The 18,994-nt window shown below is 27.3% G+C and carries 22 protein-coding genes, 2 tRNA genes, 2 pseudogenes and 1 CRISPR repeat array; of the genes and pseudogenes, 18 read left to right on the top strand and 8 right to left on the bottom strand.

The window, feature by feature from the left end:
- From WC168_RS06125 to WC168_RS06105, 5 genes and pseudogenes are all read left to right on the top strand, one after another.
- Positions 1–314 (top strand): annotated as a pseudogene (locus WC168_RS06125) (carboxy-S-adenosyl-L-methionine synthase CmoA); the annotation flags it as partial.
- 103 nt (positions 315–417) lie between these two features.
- Entirely contained in the window at positions 418–930 is a 513-nt protein-coding gene (gene bcp / locus WC168_RS06120; RefSeq protein ID WP_066160880.1) for a thioredoxin-dependent thiol peroxidase, read from the top strand.
- Positions 917–1,669: a plasminogen-binding N-terminal domain-containing protein gene (locus WC168_RS06115; RefSeq protein WP_372618138.1), complete on the top strand. Its 753-nt coding sequence runs from the start codon at positions 917–919 to the stop codon at positions 1,667–1,669. Before bcp ends, WC168_RS06115 begins: the two co-directional genes overlap by 14 nt.
- A gap of 1 nt (position 1,670) precedes the next feature.
- Complete coding sequence (locus WC168_RS06110; protein ID WP_372618136.1) at positions 1,671–3,059, top strand: FAD-binding oxidoreductase; 1,389 nt, start codon at positions 1,671–1,673, stop codon at positions 3,057–3,059.
- A 1-nt stretch (position 3,060) separates the two neighbouring features.
- Positions 3,061–3,834, top strand: a complete 774-nt coding sequence (locus tag WC168_RS06105; RefSeq protein ID WP_372618134.1) for a YihY/virulence factor BrkB family protein — start codon at positions 3,061–3,063, stop codon at positions 3,832–3,834.
- On the opposite strand, the gene WC168_RS06100 is transcribed toward WC168_RS06105, so the two are convergent.
- Together WC168_RS06100 and murA are read right to left on the bottom strand one after the other, a co-directional pair.
- Positions 3,824–4,381, bottom strand: a complete 558-nt coding sequence (locus tag WC168_RS06100) for an HNH endonuclease (protein ID WP_372618132.1) — start codon at positions 4,379–4,381, stop codon at positions 3,824–3,826. The genes WC168_RS06105 and WC168_RS06100 overlap by 11 nt on opposite strands.
- On the bottom strand, positions 4,378–5,649 hold the full coding sequence (gene murA, locus WC168_RS06095; protein WP_372618130.1) for a UDP-N-acetylglucosamine 1-carboxyvinyltransferase: 1,272 nt from the start codon (positions 5,647–5,649) through the stop codon (positions 4,378–4,380). Before murA ends, WC168_RS06100 begins: the two co-directional genes overlap by 4 nt.
- A gap of 95 nt (positions 5,650–5,744) precedes the next feature.
- On the opposite strand from murA, the gene WC168_RS06090 reads away from it, so the two are divergent.
- A complete protein-coding gene (locus WC168_RS06090; protein WP_279135536.1) occupies positions 5,745–6,623 on the top strand; it encodes a DMT family transporter in 879 nt (292 codons plus the stop codon).
- 34 nt (positions 6,624–6,657) lie between these two features.
- A pseudogene (gene kdsA / locus WC168_RS06085) lies at positions 6,658–7,434 on the top strand (3-deoxy-8-phosphooctulonate synthase); the annotation flags it as partial.
- Positions 7,435–7,449: 15 nt separating this feature from the next.
- A CRISPR array of direct repeats spans positions 7,450–8,278; the repeat unit is 36 nt; unit sequence ATTAGACCCCTACTCTAAAGCAAAATACGATACAAT.
- 154 nt (positions 8,279–8,432) lie between these two features.
- Here the strand turns inward: kdsA and cas2 are convergent.
- The 4 genes from cas2 to cas9 form a co-directional block, all read right to left on the bottom strand.
- On the bottom strand, positions 8,433–8,702 hold the full coding sequence (gene cas2 / locus WC168_RS06080) for a CRISPR-associated endonuclease Cas2 (protein WP_372618140.1): 270 nt from the start codon (positions 8,700–8,702) through the stop codon (positions 8,433–8,435).
- Between the two features lie 73 nt (positions 8,703–8,775).
- Positions 8,776–9,069 (bottom strand): hypothetical protein, encoded by a 294-nt coding sequence (locus tag WC168_RS06075; protein ID WP_372618128.1) that lies wholly within the window; start codon positions 9,067–9,069, stop codon positions 8,776–8,778.
- The gene (cas1, locus tag WC168_RS06070) at positions 9,059–9,577 is read right to left on the bottom strand and encodes a type II CRISPR-associated endonuclease Cas1 (RefSeq protein WP_372618126.1); all 519 of its coding nucleotides are present in this window, start codon (positions 9,575–9,577) and stop codon (positions 9,059–9,061) included. Before cas1 ends, WC168_RS06075 begins: the two co-directional genes overlap by 11 nt.
- Positions 9,578–9,593: 16 nt before the next feature.
- The gene (gene cas9 / locus WC168_RS06065; protein WP_372618124.1) at positions 9,594–13,103 is read right to left on the bottom strand and encodes a type II CRISPR RNA-guided endonuclease Cas9; all 3,510 of its coding nucleotides are present in this window, start codon (positions 13,101–13,103) and stop codon (positions 9,594–9,596) included.
- A 148-nt stretch (positions 13,104–13,251) separates the two neighbouring features.
- On the opposite strand from cas9, the gene ribH reads away from it, so the two are divergent.
- The 5 genes from ribH to WC168_RS06040 all read left to right on the top strand — a co-directional run bounded on the left by ribH (position 13,252) and on the right by WC168_RS06040 (position 15,090).
- Complete coding sequence (gene ribH / locus WC168_RS06060; protein WP_066160861.1) at positions 13,252–13,722, top strand: 6,7-dimethyl-8-ribityllumazine synthase; 471 nt, start codon at positions 13,252–13,254, stop codon at positions 13,720–13,722.
- 1 nt (position 13,723) lies between these two features.
- Complete coding sequence (gene nusB, locus WC168_RS06055) at positions 13,724–14,119, top strand: transcription antitermination factor NusB (RefSeq protein ID WP_260883824.1); 396 nt, start codon at positions 13,724–13,726, stop codon at positions 14,117–14,119.
- A 1-nt stretch (position 14,120) separates the two neighbouring features.
- Positions 14,121–14,819 carry an orotidine-5'-phosphate decarboxylase gene (gene pyrF, locus WC168_RS06050; RefSeq protein ID WP_082946356.1) on the top strand — a complete coding sequence of 233 codons (699 nt, stop codon included), beginning with the start codon at positions 14,121–14,123 and terminating at the stop codon, positions 14,817–14,819.
- A 99-nt stretch (positions 14,820–14,918) separates the two neighbouring features.
- Positions 14,919–15,008: transfer RNA gene (locus WC168_RS06045), tRNA-Ser, on the top strand.
- Between the two features lie 5 nt (positions 15,009–15,013).
- Positions 15,014–15,090: transfer RNA gene (locus WC168_RS06040), tRNA-Ile, on the top strand.
- 105 nt (positions 15,091–15,195) lie between these two features.
- On the opposite strand, the gene WC168_RS06035 is transcribed toward WC168_RS06040, so the two are convergent.
- A complete protein-coding gene (locus WC168_RS06035) occupies positions 15,196–15,459 on the bottom strand; it encodes an AlpA family transcriptional regulator (protein WP_066179426.1) in 264 nt (87 codons plus the stop codon).
- Positions 15,460–15,468: 9 nt separating this feature from the next.
- Positions 15,469–15,657, bottom strand: coding sequence for a hypothetical protein (locus tag WC168_RS06030; protein ID WP_066179429.1), 189 nt, complete (start codon positions 15,655–15,657; stop codon positions 15,469–15,471).
- Positions 15,658–15,809: 152 nt separating this feature from the next.
- Between WC168_RS06030 and WC168_RS06025 the strand changes: the two genes are divergently transcribed.
- The 6 genes from WC168_RS06025 (at position 15,810) to WC168_RS06000 (ending at position 18,729) form a co-directional block, all read left to right on the top strand.
- Positions 15,810–16,430 carry a helix-turn-helix domain-containing protein gene (locus tag WC168_RS06025; RefSeq protein ID WP_125296441.1) on the top strand — a complete coding sequence of 207 codons (621 nt, stop codon included), beginning with the start codon at positions 15,810–15,812 and terminating at the stop codon, positions 16,428–16,430.
- A 416-nt stretch (positions 16,431–16,846) separates the two neighbouring features.
- On the top strand, positions 16,847–17,428 hold the full coding sequence (locus tag WC168_RS06020) for a ParA family protein (RefSeq protein ID WP_319087566.1): 582 nt from the start codon (positions 16,847–16,849) through the stop codon (positions 17,426–17,428).
- Between the two features lie 102 nt (positions 17,429–17,530).
- A complete protein-coding gene (locus WC168_RS06015) occupies positions 17,531–17,761 on the top strand; it encodes a hypothetical protein (protein ID WP_372618121.1) in 231 nt (76 codons plus the stop codon).
- Positions 17,762–17,771: 10 nt separating this feature from the next.
- Entirely contained in the window at positions 17,772–17,897 is a 126-nt protein-coding gene (locus tag WC168_RS06010; protein ID WP_372618119.1) for a hypothetical protein, read from the top strand.
- Positions 17,898–17,938: 41 nt separating this feature from the next.
- Entirely contained in the window at positions 17,939–18,226 is a 288-nt protein-coding gene (locus tag WC168_RS06005) for a hypothetical protein (RefSeq protein ID WP_372618117.1), read from the top strand.
- A gap of 158 nt (positions 18,227–18,384) precedes the next feature.
- Positions 18,385–18,729: a tyrosine-type recombinase/integrase gene (locus WC168_RS06000; RefSeq protein WP_082950978.1), complete on the top strand. Its 345-nt coding sequence runs from the start codon at positions 18,385–18,387 to the stop codon at positions 18,727–18,729.
- The last annotated feature ends 265 nt before the right edge of the window (positions 18,730–18,994 follow it).

The following is an 18,994-nucleotide window of genomic DNA, read 5'->3' as shown; positions in this document are numbered from 1 at the left end:
GACCAATAAATAGAGAAAAACTTGTAAAAAAGATTTATGATAGTTTAGAAGATGGTGGAGTTTTTATTTTCAGTGAAAAATTAGTATCATCAAATAGCTTTTTAAATAAACAGCTAATTGATGAGTACTATAGCTTCAAAAAAACTCAAGGATATAGTGAATTTGAAATAGCCCAAAAAAGAGAGGCTTTGGAGAATGTGCTTATTCCTTATACTGAAGATGAGAATAAAAAGATGATAAAAGATGCTGGATTTAAAGATTGTGAAACTCTTTTTAGATGGGTTAATTTTGCAACTTTTATAGCAATTAAATAGTAAGGCTTTATTCTTAAAGCCCTTTAGAGTTTGCTTCTTTTAAAAGAAGTTAAATAATAACGGTTCCCTTTCAAATTAGGGAACCAATTTGAAAGGAGAATATATGTTAAAAGTAGGCGACAAAGCACCAGCTTTTTGTGCATTTAATCAAGATGATACAGAGATTTGTCTAAGAGATATTGTTGGAAATTGGATAGTTTTATACTTTTATCCAAAAGATATGACACCTGGATGCACAACACAAGCTTGTGATTTTACTGCAAACTTATATAAATTTGACAATCTAAAAGCAACAGTTATTGGTGTAAGCCCAGATGATAGTGCAAAACATAGAAAATTTATAGAAAAGTATGATTTAGCAATTACTTTATTAGCTGATGAAGATAAAAAAATGGCTCAAGACTATGGTGTTTGGCAACTAAAGAAATTTATGGGAAAAGAGTTTATGGGAGTTGTAAGAACTACATTTATAATTAATCCAAAAGGAGAAATTGCAGCTATTTGGGATAAAGTAAGTGTAAGAGCCAAAAAAAGCATTAAAGGTGAAAAAATAGAGATTTTACATGTGCATGAGGTAGAGAAAAAATTAGAAGAGTTACAAAATGAGTATAAATAATTTTTTAAAAAAATATTTTCTATTTGCTTTTTTAATTATCTCTTTTCAAAGCTCATTTGCAAATGAGTTTGAAGAAAAAAGTACAACTTTAAAAGATATTTTTAACAAAAAAAATTCAACTATCGCAATTGGAAATTTAAAATTAGGTCAAACTGGAGTTGTAATTCACAAATATAGTGATGATTTGCAAATTATTGTATCTAATGCAAAAGTTGTGATTTCTGATGAAAATTTTAGTGTAATTGAATTTTTTAAATTTGAAGATTTAAAACAAGATGCAATAGCTACAACAAAAAAAGAGCCTCAAGTAGGCGATGAGTTTATTTTAAACTTTATGTACAAAAACTCTCTTTTGATTGCTCCAAATTTTGAGAGTTTTAATCAAATTACAAAAGATTTTTCAAGTTATAGATTTATGCACCCTGATATTTTTGCTGCAAAATTAAAGTATGAAAACTCTTTATATCCAACAAAAAAAGAGATTCAAGATTTTGCAATTGAACAAAATTTGGGAACTATTTTTTTCTTAGTTGAAAATAGTTTATATATAGTTGATAGTAAAACATTTTCAATTTTAAAAAAAATAAATTTTGAAACAAATAAAGAGTTAGAGAAAAAACTTCCATTTTTTACAAGAGTTGAAGATATAAGAGAATCTCTTATAAACTTCAATATAAAAAATTGGTTTAAAGAAAAAGAGAGTTATGATTCACACTATAAAAAGATTTTAGGATTATAAGATGATAGATAAAAAACATTTAGATTTTATTGCTTCTATTGTAGGAGATGAGAATATCAAAACTGATAAAGCTCATCTAATAGCTTTTTGCTACGATGCTACAAGAAGCCGTTTTGAGCCAGATGCTGTTGTTTTTCCACGACATGAACAAGATGTAAGTGATATACTTAAATATTGTAATGAACACAAAATTGTAATTGTTCCAAGAGGTGCTGGAAGTGGATTTACAGGTGGTGCATTACCTTCAAATGGAGGAATTATTCTATCACTTGAAAGACATATGAATAAGATACTTGAAATTGATATGCAAAATATGGTTGGAGTTGTTCAACCAGGAGTTATAAATATGCAGTTTCAAAAAACAGTTGAAGAGGTAGGCCTATTTTATCCACCAGATCCTGCAAGTGAAGAGTACTCAACTTTGGGTGGAAATGTAAGTGAAAATGCAGGTGGAATGAGAGCTGCTAAATATGGTATTACAAAAGATTATGTAATGGCACTAAGAGCAGTTCTTCCAAATGGTGATATTATCGTAGCTGGTAAAAAAACTATCAAAGATGTTGCTGGTTATAATGTTGCTGGTATTTTAATAGCTAGCGAAGGAACTTTGGCAGTTATTACTGAAATTACTTTAAAACTTATCCCAAAACCAAAATTCAAAAAAACTTACATGGGAGTTTTTCCAAATGTAAATAGTGCTATGACAGCTGTATTTAAATCACTTGCAAGTGGTGCAAATCCTGTTGCAATGGAGTTTTTAGACTCACTTGTAATAAAAGCACTAAAGCAAAAGTTTCCTCAAATTTCATTGCCAGAAAATGCTGGTGGAATTTTAATTGGAGATGTAGATGCTTCTAGTGAAGCTGAAATAGAAGATCAGCTAAATATTTTAAAAGAGTCATTTAAAGAGAATGGCTCAATTGATTTTATAGTAGCTCAAAATGAAGAAGAAGGTAAAAAGCTATGGTTTGCAAGACGAAATGCAAGTCCAGCAACTATGGTTTATGGAACTAAAAAATTAAATGAAGATATAAGCGTTCCAAGAAGTAAGCTTCCAGAGGCTTTAGATGAGATCTATAAAATTGGTGAAAAATATGGTTTCCAAGTTCCTTGTTTTGGACATGCTGGAGATGGAAATATTCACGTAAATGTTATGGTAAAAGATAAAACAAATGAAAAAGAGATGGCTGATGGTCACAAAGCTATTGAAGAGATTTTCCAACTAGTTGTAGATATGGGTGGAACTTTAAGTGGTGAACACGGTATTGGATTATCAAAAGCACCATTTATGGATATTGCATTTAGTGAAGCTGAGATGAATCTATTTAGAAATATCAAAAAAGCTTTTGATCCAAACAATATTTTAAATCCATTTAAGATGGGACTATAGTTTGAAAAAAGGTAAAAAACCTATTCTAAAACAGATTATTGATGGTATTGATTCATTTTTTAATGACGATACCACTTATTTTGCTGCTAGTCTTAGTTTTTTTACCATATTTTCAATACTTCCAATAATTGCTCTTGCAATTGCAATAATTTCAAAATTTCCAGAGTTTCATGCTTATTTAGATATTTTTACAAATTTTTTACTCAATTTTTTAAATCCAACGCACTCTAATGAAATTATTACCACTTTAAAAAACTATATATCAAACTCTGACAAGCTAGGACTTTTGGGAATATTTTATATGCTTTTTGTATATATTATGTTTTTCAAAGATTATGACTATATTGTAAATAAAATTCATAAAACAAAAAGAAGAGCTATATATAAATCATTTTTTATATACACAATATTTTTCTTAGTTTTTCCAACCATTTTTGTAGCTTTAAATATTTTATTAACTTTTTATGACAATAGTTTCTTAAAACAGATTCAACTATTTTTGTTTACTTGGTTTATATTTTTTGCTCTATTTAAAGTAAGTGTAAATAAAAAAGTATCTATTAAAGCTGCTTTTATATCATCATTTGTAACTTTAGCAACTTTAAGTATTACAAAAAATCTATTTGTATATTATGTAATTTATAATAAAACTTACACAACTATTTATGGTTCACTTGCTACTTTATTATTTACATTTTTTTGGATATATATCTCTTGGATTATATACTTATATGGTGTTAAAATGTGTCATAGAATAAATACTTTTATGAAATAAATTCATATAGTTTATCTCTAAATATCAACTCCATCTCATTGTAGTTCTCTTTAAAATTGTTTACAACTTGATTGCAACTGCTACAAAGTAAAATTATATTTTCAATATTATAACCACCACCATCTTCTATCTCTTGTACAAAGCAAAAAGATGCTTGACTTAATCTTTCCATAACAGTTCCACAACGATTGCAAGTTGATTTATCTCTATAAAAAACCAACTCTTTTCTTCTTGAAAAATCATGAGGCAATCTAAGATTTGGTAAAGAGTTAACTCCATAACCTTCCCAAGTAAGTTCTCTTTTTACACTATTTTGTGTTATTTTTTTGTAATCAAACTCGATAAATTGTTTAACTAAATATTCAACAAAAAGGCTTTTTTGAACATCTACTTTAAGTTCATTTTTAAATCTATTTATATTTGAAAAATCAAAATTAATTTTTGGATAGTTTTTTTGTACATATTTTTTTATAAAATCAAAAAAAATCTCAAATTTATCAATTTTTTCTTCATTAATAAAAAATAGAGATTTTATTTTTTTTATCATTTTGACTCTTTAAGCCTTTTTATATCAGCACCTATATCTCTTAGCTTTCCTTCAAGATTTTCATAACCTCTATCAAGATGATAAATTCTATGAATATTTGTCTCTCCTTGAGCAACTAGTGCTGCAAGAACTAAAGCAGAAGATGCTCTTAAATCCGTTGCCATAACATCTGTTCCACTTAATTTACCTTTTTCTCCAATAATTGTTGCTATATTCCCATTTAACTGAATATCAGCACCCATTCTAAGTAGTTCACTAACATGCATAAATCTATTTTCAAAAAGTCTCTCATCTATTGTGCTAGTCCCTTCAGCTTGAGTTGCTAGTGCCATAAACTGAGCTTGCATATCTGTTGGAAATCCTGGATATTCTGTTGTTATAATATTTACTGGTTTTATCTTTGATGTTGGAAATATTGTAAGTTCGTTCTCTTTTATCTCTATTTCAAAATTCATCTCTTCAAGCTTTGAAATAACAGCTTCAAGATGAGCTGGAACAATATTTTTAATTGTTAGTTTTTGATTTGTAATAGCAGCAACACACATATAAGTTCCAGCTTCTATTCTATCAGGAATTACGCTAAATGGTTTTATATCAAGAAGTTTTCCGCCTGTTCCTTCTATTGTAATTTTAGAAGTTCCAATTCCATCTATTTTTACTCCAGCACTTGCTATTACTTCACATAATTGAACAATCTCTGGCTCTTTTGCTGCGTTTATTATAGTTGTAACTCCAGAAGCTAAAGCAGCTGCCATAACTGTATTTTCAGTTCCACCAACTGTAACTTTATCAAAAACTATTTTTGCACCTTTTAATCCATTTGGTGCAGTTGCTTTTATATAACCTTGAAGTATTTCAATTTTTGCTCCCATAGCTTCCATAGCTTTTAAGTGTAAATCAACGGGTCTTTGACCTATTGCACAACCACCTGGAAGTGAAACTTCACAATGCCCAAATCTAGCCAATAGTGGACCTAAAACCAAAATAGAAGCTCTCATAGTTTTTACAATATCATAAGTTGCAATTGTATTTGTAATAGTGCTTGTATCTATAGCTGCCCTATTTTTATCTTGAGTAAAACTTCCACCTAGCATTTTTATTAACTTCAAAAAAGTATTTATATCAGCTACATTTGGAAGATTGTCTATGATAGTTTCATTTTTTGCCAAAATTGTAGCTGCTATTAGAGGAAGAGCAGCATTTTTTGCCCCTGAAATAGAGATATCTCCACTTAATTTTTTGTTTCCAACAATTTTTAAATAATCCATAAATTTCCTAAATAATGTTTAAAATGGCAAAGATTTTATCTAAATCTTGCTTTAACCCAAATTTTGTAATACTTCGCCTTTAAAAGGATATTAGTTTGGAAGAAAATGTAAATAAAGCTATAAAATATATGATTTTGGCCTCTTTTTTATTTGCACTTATGGGAATTATGGCAAAAGAGCTAAGCGATAATCTATCTACAATACAGATTGTATTTTTTAGAAATGTTTTTGGAGTTTTTATAATACTTTATTCAATTTATAAATCTCCACTAAAACAGATTGGTGGAAAGTTTTGGTTACTTATTTTTAGAGGAGTTGCTGGGTTTTCAGCACTACTATTTTTCTTTTATAATATTGCAAATATACCTTTGGGTGAAGCTATGACTTTTTCTAAAACTTCTACAATATTTACAGCACTTTTGGCATATTTTTTCCTAAAAGAGCAAATTGGACTTAAAGGCTGGATTGGTGTATTTATTGGATTTGTTGGGATTTTATTTATTGCCGAGTTTGATGGAAGTAGCTTAGAAAAAACAGATTATTTAGGAATTTTATCAGGTGTTGGAGCAGCACTTGCATATACTTCAATACGAGAGCTTAGAAGATTTTATGATGGAAGAGCCATAGTTCTATCTTTTATGGCAGTTGGTACAATTTTACCTTTGATTTTTATGATAATAAGTGAATTTTATACAAACTCAAAATTGGATTTTATGCTTGGAACTTTTGTAATGCCACAAGCAAAAGATTGGATTTTTATATTTTTTCTTGCTATTTTTTCAACTTATGCACAAATATATATGACAAAATCATACTCTCTTGCTAAAGCTGGAATTGTAAGCACGGTTTCTTATAGTAATATAGCCTTCTCAATTGTTTTGGGGCTTTTTGTAGGAGATGCTTTTCCATCTTTTATAGTATTTTTAGGTATAATATTAATCGTTCTTAGTGGATTTTTAGTAAGTAAAAAATAATAAATAAGATTTAATTAAAAGGAAAATAAAATAGATGTTAACAGTTATGACAGGACCTTGTGTTTTAGAAGATATGGATACAGTTTTAAAAATAGCAGAAAAATTAAGACCTCTAAGTCTTGATAAAAGAGTTGATTTTTATTTTAAAGCTAGTTTTGACAAAGCAAACAGAACAAGCCTAAGCTCATTTAGAGGTCCAGGACTTGATGAGGGTTTAAAAATTTTTGAAAAAATCAAAAAAGAGTTTGGATATAAAGTGGTTACTGATATTCACGAATCATATCAAGCAGCTCCTGCTGGAGAGGTTATGGATATACTTCAAATACCTGCTTTTTTGTGTCGTCAAACAGATTTGCTTGTAGCTGCTGCTAAAACAAAAGCAAAAATAAATATAAAAAAAGGGCAGTTTTTGGCAGCAGATGCTATGAAACACCCTGTTGAAAAAGTATTAAACACAAGAGGAGTAAGCGAAGTTTCTTATGAAAATAGCCAAAAAGCTGGTGTTTGGCTTTGTGAGAGAGGAAACACTTTTGGATATGGAGCTTTGGTTGTAGATATGAGAAATCTGCTACTTTTAAGACAATATGCTCCTGTGATTTTCGATGCAACTCATAGTGTACAAATTCCAAGCACTGGAGGAACAACTGGAGGAAATAGCTCATTTGTACCATATATGGCAAGAGCAGCTGCTAGTGTTGGAGTTGATGGATTTTTCTTTGAAACACATATTGACCCAAAAACAGCAAAAAGCGATGGACCAAATATGCTTCATATTGAACAACTTTATAAAACTATGGATGAGATTTTTGCTATTAAAGAGGCTTTAGGAAACTAAAGCCCCTAAAGCAAAATACGATACAATAACTTTGACTATACCCCTTAGGTACATATTATTAGACCCCCTACTCTAAAGCAAAATACGATACAATTAATCCAACTTTTGCGAGTGGCTTTGGAGCATTAGACCCCTACTCTAAAGCAAAATACGATACAATCATAAACATAGTTTCCAAATTCGTTGATTGATTAGACCCCTACTCTAAAGCAAAATACGATACAATATCACCAGCATTTACTTTTTTTAATAGTGTATTAGACCCCTACTCTAAAGCAAAATACGATACAATCAAAAGTTAAAAAGGCTAAATGCTTCAATAATTAGACCCCTACTCTAAAGCAAAATACGATACAATTAACGAGTGAAATCCAAAACGATTTAGCAAATTAGACCCCTACTCTAAAGCAAAATACGATACAATTTGACTCCTACTCAAAGAGTTTCATTAAATATTAGACCCCTACTCTAAAGCAAAATACGATACAATAAAGCAAAAGAGTTTAAAAATGCTTGTGAAATTAGACCCCTACTCTAAAGCAAAATACGATACAATTATGAACGGTACAACAGAAGTTATAATTAGATTAGACCCCTACTCTAAAGCAAAATACGATACAATAAATCAAGAAGATTTAGAACAACAAATAATATTAGACCCCTACTCTAAAGCAAAATACGATACAATTACGGGGCGTAATTGCTCCCTAGTATGATAATTAGACCCCTACTCTAAAGCAAAATACGATACAATCCTACAAATGATGCAACTAAAGAGCAATTAATTAGACCCCTACTCTAAAGCAAAATACGATACAATAGGGTTTTAATTAGTTTAAAAACTTTATTTAGATTTAAGTATAATCTAAATAAAATATTAAATCGTATTTTGTTTTGGGGTAGGTGGTTTAACAATTCTACAATATGTAGAAGAAAACTTTGGTATAGGAACTTGTTTTCTATACCTACTTTTTTTAAAACTCTATGACTGTTTGAGTCATTAGTTTTTCTTCATTTGTACCTTTATCTTTGTTTCCCTTTTTAATAATTTCCATACTATTGTAAATATTATTGGTAAGTTTTAAAATCCTTACTTCCCCATTTTTTGGTATGTTTTTTGTTATAAAGTCTATATGAGCTTTTGCAGAATATGCACTTTTACAAATTCTTACATAACAACTGTATTGAAACATAGTAAAGCCATCTTTTAGTAAACTATTTCTAAATTTTGTATATCTTTTTATATCTTTTTATATCTTTTTATATCTTTTTTTGATTGTGTTGGCAAATCAAACATTACTAAAACATACATAAATTTTAAATCCATATTGAAACTTCTATTAACTCATCTATATTTTGTTTTTTAAATGAGTTAAAAAGAGAGTCTGTGTATTTGTCTATTGCATTTAGCATAGTAAATTTTTCATTGTTTATCAAAACTGTAGCATCTACAATAGACAACAATCTCTTTTTTATATCTTTTGTTAAGTTCTCTTCATCAATTCCTTCTAGCTCAAACATATTATAAACTTCTAAATCAACAAATGGTCTAAAAGGTTCTATAATATCATCTGCTAGATTAAACTGATTTTGTTGATTTTTATGGTGCATTCCTTGATGTAAAATAATCTAAAGAGTTTGAAAAAATCATCTTCCAATATAGCAAGGCAGCACTTCCTTCAATATTTGTGCTATCGTGTGGTTTGAGCTCCAAAGTATAGTTTTTTAGTTTTATAAAACTGAGCTGATTTCCAAATTCTAGAACTATTGCTTGATTTTCTATTTTATTTTTTACTATTTTTTTCCATAAATTTCCTACAAATTCATCCTTTAAATTCATTTGGTAGTTATATGCTTCCATCATTCTTACCTTTCCACTATATGGAAGCAAAACTCCGCAAGGCAAATGCCTCTCATCTACAACAATTAGTACAATTTTGGATTCTGATATTTTTGACAGTAAAAAAGCAGATATATTTACTTGAAGATTATCTATTAAGATAGTAGATATGTCGTTTAATGGTACATTTGTTTCACCTTGTTCATTTTTAACTACAAGAGAGTTATTTTTAAAATTTAAAGAACAAGGATTTACGATATATACAACTCTAAAATTCATATTTTCCCCTAGAATTTTATTTTTTTATTAAAGGCTCTCTTTTTTCATTTTCTATTATCTCTTCATTTCCAAAGGTATCTGTTTTTAATTTAATTATATTTACCATTTTAGGAAGATTTGTCTTTTTATCATCTATTGGTAATTTAATTTTTAAAATAGGTGTAGCTGGTTTTCCATCTATATTTATTATAACATCATATTTTAAATCTTTTTTATATAAATATTCAGATAAATCATCATGTATAGAATTTAAAATATTATTATTTCTTATTATGTTAAATCCTATTACCAATTCAGTATTGCTTTTTACTATATTCATAAAATCAACTATTTTTGACTTAATAGTATCTTTATCTCTAACAGAATCTGTAATTTTGATTTTATTTTTTTTAAGCAATTCCTCAATTTTTTTTCTATCATCACCAATAATTGCATCATCGTATATTGTAGAATTTAAAAATCCAGAAACAAAAGATATGAAAAGATTATCTTCGGTATTTCTTACTGAATTCAAATAGATATAAGTTAACATTCCTTTTGCATCTGCATCTATTTTTGAAAAAATTCCTTTTATGTTAAATAATTCATCATCTTTTATAAAATCAACTTTTAATAATCCATTTTTATATATAGAAAACATAAATTTAGCAGAATTATCATTTGCTTGTGGTAACAACTCTACCTTTTTATTACAATACTTTGGAGCTATTCTTTTAAACTCTATTTTATTATCAGACTTAAACACATCATACCTTATAGCTTCTCCATTTGTAGCAAATCCACCTCTTACAAGTACCACATCATCATTTGTTCTTTTAGATAATTTTTCTAATGTGTCTTTATGTATTTGTCCATTTATTTTAACTCTTTCTTGATGAGTTACAATAGCATTTTCTATACTATTTCTAAAAATATCTAAAAAATCCTCTCTAGGATATGATTTTTGTGCGATTATTCGAAAGATTTTAGAGCTTATTTCTTTTTTGTTATATTTAGAAAAATCAATATTTTCTATATCTATACCATCTTTTTTTAATTCATTTATTATATGTTCTTTTATTGACTTATTATTTTTAAATAGTTTATCAAAACCATCTTTTGAAAAATCTATATTTTCTAATTGAGTTTGAATACCATAATATGTAGATATATTTTTAATCAAAGAGTTATCGCTAAGAGCTATTAATATTGCATCTTCTCCGTGGTGTAAGTGGTTGTTTCTGTTTTTTTTCCCAATACCCCAAGATTTTCTAAGTAAAGATGTAATTTTTCCATTATTTGCAAAAACTCTTCTTTTTGTTTTCTCACTTTTTGGAAATGCTAAATATTTTTCTATATAAAGTCCTGCATATTTTGTGATAATTCTAGTATCATTTAAATCTCTTGAAATAAAGCCATCTAACTCTTTAAACTCTTTGTTTGTAAGATTTGAAACTTTTTTGTATCCTAAGCTATTAATATTTTTATTTAGTTTATCTTCCATAATCTCAAATAGCTCTTTACTCAAAAATTCATAAGGAGTTTTATCTCCTTTATTTTGATTGGTAGTTGATAAAACTAAAGTTTTATTTGCAAAACTATCATCTAAGCTTCTGCTTATTGGCAAAATATGGTCTATTTCACAATATGCTACGTCGAAAAGTCTTTGTGCATCTATTTGTTGAAATTTTGCACTATTTGTAGATATGTCATAATTGCTAGGATATAGCTCTTCTCCATTTTGTTGTAAAAACAGTCTTGCTTTTAAAATCTCTTCACGACTAGGATAAGCTTTGCCATATTTCTCACAAAACTCTATGGCTTCTTTATTTGATTTCTCATTTTCTTTTGCTCTATCATTATATTTTTTCACTTGCTCTTTATTCAAAAACTCTTTTCCTGTTTCTATAACTATTTTATCAAAAAACCAGTTTGGGTTATTGTATAGTTTTCTATAGTGCTTTAAAGTATCATTTATCACCAGTCTCATTTGGCTTAAGGCTCTTACAACTACTTGATTGTTTTTAATAGGAAAATCAGTATCTAAAAGTGGTGGAAGAAGATGCCCTTTTATGATAGGTTTTTTTGGGTATGCTTTTTGTACCTCTTCTTTTGCATAGTGTGGGATTAATCCGCTTAACATACCATTACAAATCTGTTCTAGAACTTCACCACAATAAGATAAATTTCCTTTTATTTTTACTTCCAGAAGATTATCAATTATTTTTTCATCAACTATTTTTAACTCTTTTAACCTTTCTTCTTTTTGTGAAATTTTTGGTTCATAAGCCAAAATATTTACTACTTGATTAAACAAGTTTTTTGCTTCTATATTTTGAAAAAGCTCTAAAATATTTGCAGAAAGAGATAAAATAGAAGCAAGATTTACAAAGATAGATAAATCTATAAAATCCTTTTTATAATCACTTACTCCTTTAAACATGACATCTTGAAAATTTAGTTCTTTTTCTATAAACTCCTTTAGTTTTGAATATTTTATAGATTTTATATTTAGGTTTTTTATTATTTTAACTATGGTTTCTATATCTAAATTTTTATATCTATACTCATCTTTTGTTTTGTAACTTAAATTGTATAGTTTTTCTAAGTATATGTAAAATTGTGATTCTACTAAATATTTTGAAGCTGCTTTTTCACTCTCTTTTATAGAACAATTTGCAACCAACTCATCATAAGCTGGACTATCTTCTTCCCACTCAAAAGCTTCTAAATACTCTTTTACAAAATCATCATTTATAACTTCATTTTTAAATTCTTTTTGTTTTTTAAAAATAAAATTCAACTCATCTACAATATTTTTTCTAGGAATAACAAACATAAAATCTGATTGTTTTGTATCTTTTAATCTTTTTGGACTATTTCTAAATTTTTCTTTATGCTCTTTATATAAAAATTCTCCAACAGTTTGATATTTATTTGAATTTATAAAAGCATTTTTAAAATTTAAAAGTCCATATAACAATTTATCTGAACTTCCATCAGCATAATCATTTATATCTTTTTTAGAAAATTCTTCAAGTTTTTTTTCTGAAATATTTTTAGAACTTCTTGTATCTTCATATGAAACTCCTCTATGATTATTGATACTATATAAAAGCCTTGCCAACTCTATATTTGATAACTTTTCATTTAAAGCTTTATATCTTAGTTCCAAAATATTGTTTGCATTTTTCTTATTTTCAAAAAGATAGTTTGCAGTCTTTACAATAATTTCTCTTTTTAATTTTGATTTTGGAAGATTTGTATTTATGTTTTTTATCTCATTTTTGTCAATAAGTTTATATCTAAGCAATACATTAACTATCTTTTTTCTTCTTATTGCATTATTTTCTTTACTATTTCTAGCTCTTCTATTTTCACCTCTTATTAACTGTAATGAAGTTTTCTCTTTTGATGTTATTGGTGCTTCAAAAATCCTAATATTACAATGTAAAATATTTGTATTTTTTAAATTATTATAGTCTAAATCCACCAAAGCTGAACCAACTGATGTAATTCCTAAATCCAAACCTAAAACTTTTTCCATGTTCCTTGCCTTTGTAAAATTTTAAATATCTTTAAGTTTACAATATTCAAACTTATTTGTCATTTTTATCCTAAATAAATCTCAAACTAACTATTAAGCCCTTTTTTTGTATAATAACCCTTATTTTAAATAAGATTTGGAGAACAATATGAGAATAATAGAGGGAGCTTTAAGGCTAAGAGGAAACGAAAAAGTTGCTATTATAAATGGAAGATTTAATCACATAATCACAGACAGATTAGTTGAAGGTGCAAAAGATTCATTCGTAAGACACGGTGGAATTGCTTCAAACTTGGATTTAATCTTAGTTCCAGGTGCATTTGAGATTCCTTTTGCTCTTGAAAAAGCACTTGCAAGTGGAAAATATGATGCAGTTTGTTGTGTTGGAGCAGTAATTCGTGGTGCAACTCCTCACTTTGATTATATAAGTGCAGAAGCTACAAAAGGTATTGCAACAGTTGCTTTAAAATATGGAAAACCTGTATCAAATGGTGTTTTAACAACAGATACAATTGAGCAAGCAATTGAACGAGCTGGTTCAAAAGTTGGAAACAAAGGTGCTGAAGCTATGGTTACAATAATAGAGATGCTAGATTTATATAGCGAAATGGAAAAATAATTTGGCAACAAGAACACAAGCAAGAGAGTCAGTAATTGGTCTTTTATATGCCTATGATTTAGGAAACGAAGAGATTGCAAAATTTGTTGATGATATTTTAGAAGAGAAAAAGATAAGAAATAGCCAAAAAGAGTTTGCTCTAAACCTTTTTAACGGAACAATCAAAAATATAGAAAAAATAGATGAAGAGATTATCAAATATCTTACTCAAGGAACTATTCAAGATGTTGGAAGTGTTGAAAAATCTATTTTAAGATTAGCAATTTTTGAAATACTTTTTGAAAATCTATCAAAAGCAATAGTTATAAATGAAGCAATAGAGCTTAGCAAAAAATTAGCAAGTGATGGAGCACCAAAGTTTATAAATGCAATTTTAGACCAAATAAAAAAGGCTTAAAATGAGTAAAGATATGAAACTTTGCTTATCTTTGGATTTAGAGAGCAAAGAGGAAAATTTAGCCTTAGTAGAAAAGCTAAAAAATTTTGATATGTGGTTAAAAGTTGGTTTTAGAACATATTTAAGAGATGGAAAAAAGTTTTTAGAAGATTTAAAAGCTATAAATCCTGATTTTAAAATATTTTTAGATTTAAAGCTTTATGATATTCCAAATACTATGGCAGATGCTGCTTTTGATATCTCAAAATTTGGTTTAGTAGATATGTTTAATGTTCATGCAAGTGCTGGAATAGAAGCTATGAAAACAGTTATGAATAGAATCAAAGATATTCCAAATCGACCTTTGGTTTTAGCTGTTACAGCTTTAACTTCATTTGATAATGAATCTTTTAAAAAAATATATGGTGAAGATATAGACAAAAAAGCAAGAGAGTTTGCAAAAAATACATTTGAAGCTGGACTTGATGGTGTTGTTTGCTCTGCTTTTGAAAGCCTTGATATTAAAAATAACACTTCAAAAGATTTCATAACTCTTTGTCCTGGAATTCGTCCTTTTGGAGAAGATAGTGGTGACCAAAAAAGAGTTGCTGATATAAAATTCTCAAAAGATAATTTAGTAGATTTTATAGTTGTAGGAAGACCTATATATAAAAGTGAAAATCCAGAATTGGTAGTTAAAAAGATATTAGAAAATATATAATATTTTTAGAAAGAGCTATAAAAAAGGCATTTTTAAGCCTTTTTTAAGTGATTAAAAACTATAATTCCCGTCCAATTTAACCAGTTGGTAACAAAAAACGGACAGTTGGGTGAGTGGCTGAAACCACCTCCCTGCTAAGGAGACGTACTGGCAACGGTACCGAGGGTTCAAATCCCTCACTGTCCGCCATTTGTGGGTCGTTAGCTCAGCTGGTTAGAGCACTCGGCTCATAACCGAGTGGTCGAAGGTTCGAGTCCTTCACGACCCACCACGATTTTATCGAGCTTCTAGCTTGATTTAAGCTTTCACACTTTTTTGCCTTTCACACCTATTTCACACCTAAAAAATAAATTCATTTTAAACAATCTATATATTATCAAACTGTTTTTACATTACTTCTTGCTAAATATTCAGCTACTTTAGTCTTTAAATATTTGTATCTTCTTTGACCAACAATTATATAATCAATACCAATAGCTTGTTTTCTCCAATTATCCAAAGTTGATTCAGAAACACCAATTACTTTTGCAACATCAGAACTATTTAAAAACATACTTTTATCAAATCCCAATTTGTCTATCTCTTGTATATATAACTGAATATCTTCATTTTGATTAATCATAATTTCTGATTTTGACATACTAACTTCCTATGCAAATTGCTTATAAATTTGGTCTTTTGACAAATCATAAAGTTTTCCAACAGCATTTCCTAACATTAATGGCTCTTTAGAATCATCACCACTTAAAACAGCAAAAGCTTTAATTTTTAAAATTTCATTAATTTTTAAAGTTTTTGCTACTTGTATAATTTCAACTTGTTCTTGAGTTAATATCAAAAAAATTCCTTTTATTTGATTTTTTAAAAGAAAATATATATAATAGTAGTAAATATAATATATTTCACACTTGAAAAATTAAAGTGTTATTATTATTTATTTTATTTTTAAAACATATATTAAAATATTAAGATAATTCAAAGGGTTTTTCTATGAAAACTAATAAAAAAAAAGATGTGATACTTAATGAGAACTTTGTAAATGAAGTTTTAGACAATTTAGCAAATATTTTAAATGTTAAAAGTGATAGACAGTTAGCTATAAAATTAGATATATTGCCATCAACACTCTTCAATAATAGAAAAAGAGGTATTTTACCTTACGAAAAAATATTAACTTATGCACTTCAAAATAACCTTTCTCTTGATGACATTTTCAAGCCAAGCAATATAAAAAACAATAAAGTAAATGAATGTATTTTAGCTTCATCAGATTATGATTTAGTAAATATAAACATATTAAACGATTCTAAAAATTTCATACAAATACCATTAAAAATTGCAGAGCAAGAAAATTATAAAGCATATTTGGATGATAAAAAGATATATGTTATTGATACTATAAATAATAATTTCAAAAATAAAAATAGATATTTAATCAAAAATAACAATAACTATTTTGTTGTATTAATATCTCTTGATTTTGACAATACTTACATTTTAAGAGATGAAAACGATAGTGATTTAATCTCTAAATTAACTAAAGAAGAGTTTGAGAAAATAGAAATAATTGGTAAAGTTGATTTTATATTAAGTAGAGAAACTTATATATAATTAATATACTTCAAAAAATACAAATATATGAGTTTCTGTTATAAAAATATAACTTTATAACTAGATTCTCTTATTCTCTTTTCTCTTGTTTAATTCGGATAAGAATTTAGAACCCAATTCTGTATTTGCAAATTCTATAATTGCCAAGTTCACAAACAAGGACTTTGTTCTATTAGACAATAGCCTATCTAACACTTTTTGACTATCATCTTGAAGTTTTATTTGTAATTTTTGTGACATAAAATCCCTTATATTAATTATTTAAAAATAGAATGAAATCTTAATATATTTTATAAATATTGTCAATATTTATAAATATAATATTGACAATATAAAACATTTTTTATATAATTCTTATTAAATAACTATGTATTTATAAAATACTCTTTATATAATTTCATAAACTATTTTAAATTATGAATATTGTAATTTGTAACTTTAAAGGTGGGGTAGGAAAATCTTTCATAGCTCATCAACTAATTACTAGCTTTGACTTTAATGGGGTGGAAATAGATCCGTATGGAAATTTATCTGAAAGACTTGAAGATAAAGTAGAGAAGATTGATATTTTAGATCAAAAGCTTGGACAATATGAAAATACAATTTTTGATTTTGGTGGTTTTAATGATATTAAATTAGGACAAGCTATTAAACAAAGTGATTTAATCATTATTCCATTTAATGCAACAGTAGAAACTCTACAAAGCACTATCGACACTATAAATATAGTTAAAGATTATGACAAACCTATTTTATTTGTAGCAAATATGATTCAAAAACCAGAAGATATAAAAGAAGTTTCTGTAGTTTTTAGAGATGTTCTAGGTTTTGATTGTGAGATAGTTACTTTACCAATTAGTGCTGCATTTCAAACAGCTATTAATCAAAATGTAAGTGTACTAGAACTTGCAAATGCAGGTGGACTTAAATCATTTGCTTACAAAAAAGCTGCTTCTAATATTTTAGAGTTAAAAGAAAGCATTGATAATTACATATAGATATATACTAAATAAGTGTATATCTATGTAAAAAGATAGATTATATATATTATTTTACACTTATTTAGTGTAAATATAAGTATAAAAAATAAAGGAAAAAAGATGAGTGAAATTTCATTTGGTAATAAAAAAAACTCTTTATGTCCACTTTGTGATAAAAAAGTTTATATTACAGACTGGAATATTGAAAAAAACAAAGCTTTAAATATTGGTGATACAGTATCAACCAATTGTAGTTATTGCGGACAAACTTATAGTGCAAAGCTAGTTTACATTAGTGGTAATAGTTTCGGTATTAGATATTTTGAACCAATAATCGAAAATATTTCGTAAAGAGTTGAATATGGAAAACAAAAAATTTGGAAATTTAAATATTACTAAAAAAACTTCTGCAACTCATGCAGATATTCAAAGTAATATGATAGTTAAAAAAGGTGGAAGACCAAAAAAAAAGAGACTCAAAAATTAACAGCAGTTATTAGTCTAAATGTATCAGAAGATGAAAAAAATATGCTAGAAACAGTTGCAAATAGTATGGGAATTAATGTTGTTACATTAGTTAGATTATCTCTTAACACATCACTACAAAATGGTTTCATTTTTACAAACAATGATACTTTTGAGAACTTATCAACTGGTAATATTGTTAAACAATATGCAGTACCAGTTACAAATGATTTAAAAGATAAGGTTCAAGAGAAAGCGGATAGCTTAATGATAAGTATTAGTGATTTATTAAAACTATCATTAAACGCAAATGGTTTTTATAAAAACATATACACAAATACACTTAATTAGTGTAAATTTAAATATATTAGGAGTTTGAAATGAATTGTTTAGGGCATAAAGTTATTTTTGGAAGTACAGAAGATGGAATGAAAGCATTTGAAATAAAGAAAATGATAGGCTTATTTGTTATATATTTTATGTTTTGTAATTAATTATCAAAACAAGCAATTGATATTTTAAAATCTATTGAACCATTTTCAGCTCACAAAAGTAAATATGTATTTCCATCCCCTACTTCAAACCTTAAAAATATAAATGATGTAACAATAAATCATGCACTAAAAAAGCTAGGATATAAAGATAGACATTGTACCCATGGATTTAGAAGTACATTCTCAACAATAACTCATGAAAAATTAAAAGAGCATGGATTTAGTAGTGATATTATAGAATCTTGCTTAGCTCATGAAGAACAAAATCAAGTTAAAGCTTCTTATAATAGAAGCTCAAAAATGAAATATTTTGAAGAAAAAAAAGAGTTAATGCAGTGGTGGGCTGATTGGTTGAATTAGAAAATAATTAACATAATATAAAAGTAAAGTGTAAATTCAATTAATAAAAAGAATAATATTTTAATCACGACAGTCTTACTTATTCAAATATTCTATATAACTTAAATATATTGAGTTTTTTATCAACCTTTAAATATGTGCTCCAGCCGATTTATTCGGACAGTCTGCCGGAGTGATTCGGACAGTTTTAAAGTAGAAATTTTCTAAGTGTAAAATTATAACATAAGTGTCCGAATGTTTTTAAATTTTGTTGATTTTTGATCTT

This window comes from Aliarcobacter sp., assembly GCF_041672065.1.
Lineage (GTDB): Bacteria > Campylobacterota > Campylobacteria > Campylobacterales > Arcobacteraceae > Aliarcobacter > Aliarcobacter skirrowii.
This window is presented reverse-complemented; position numbering and strand designations above follow the sequence as displayed.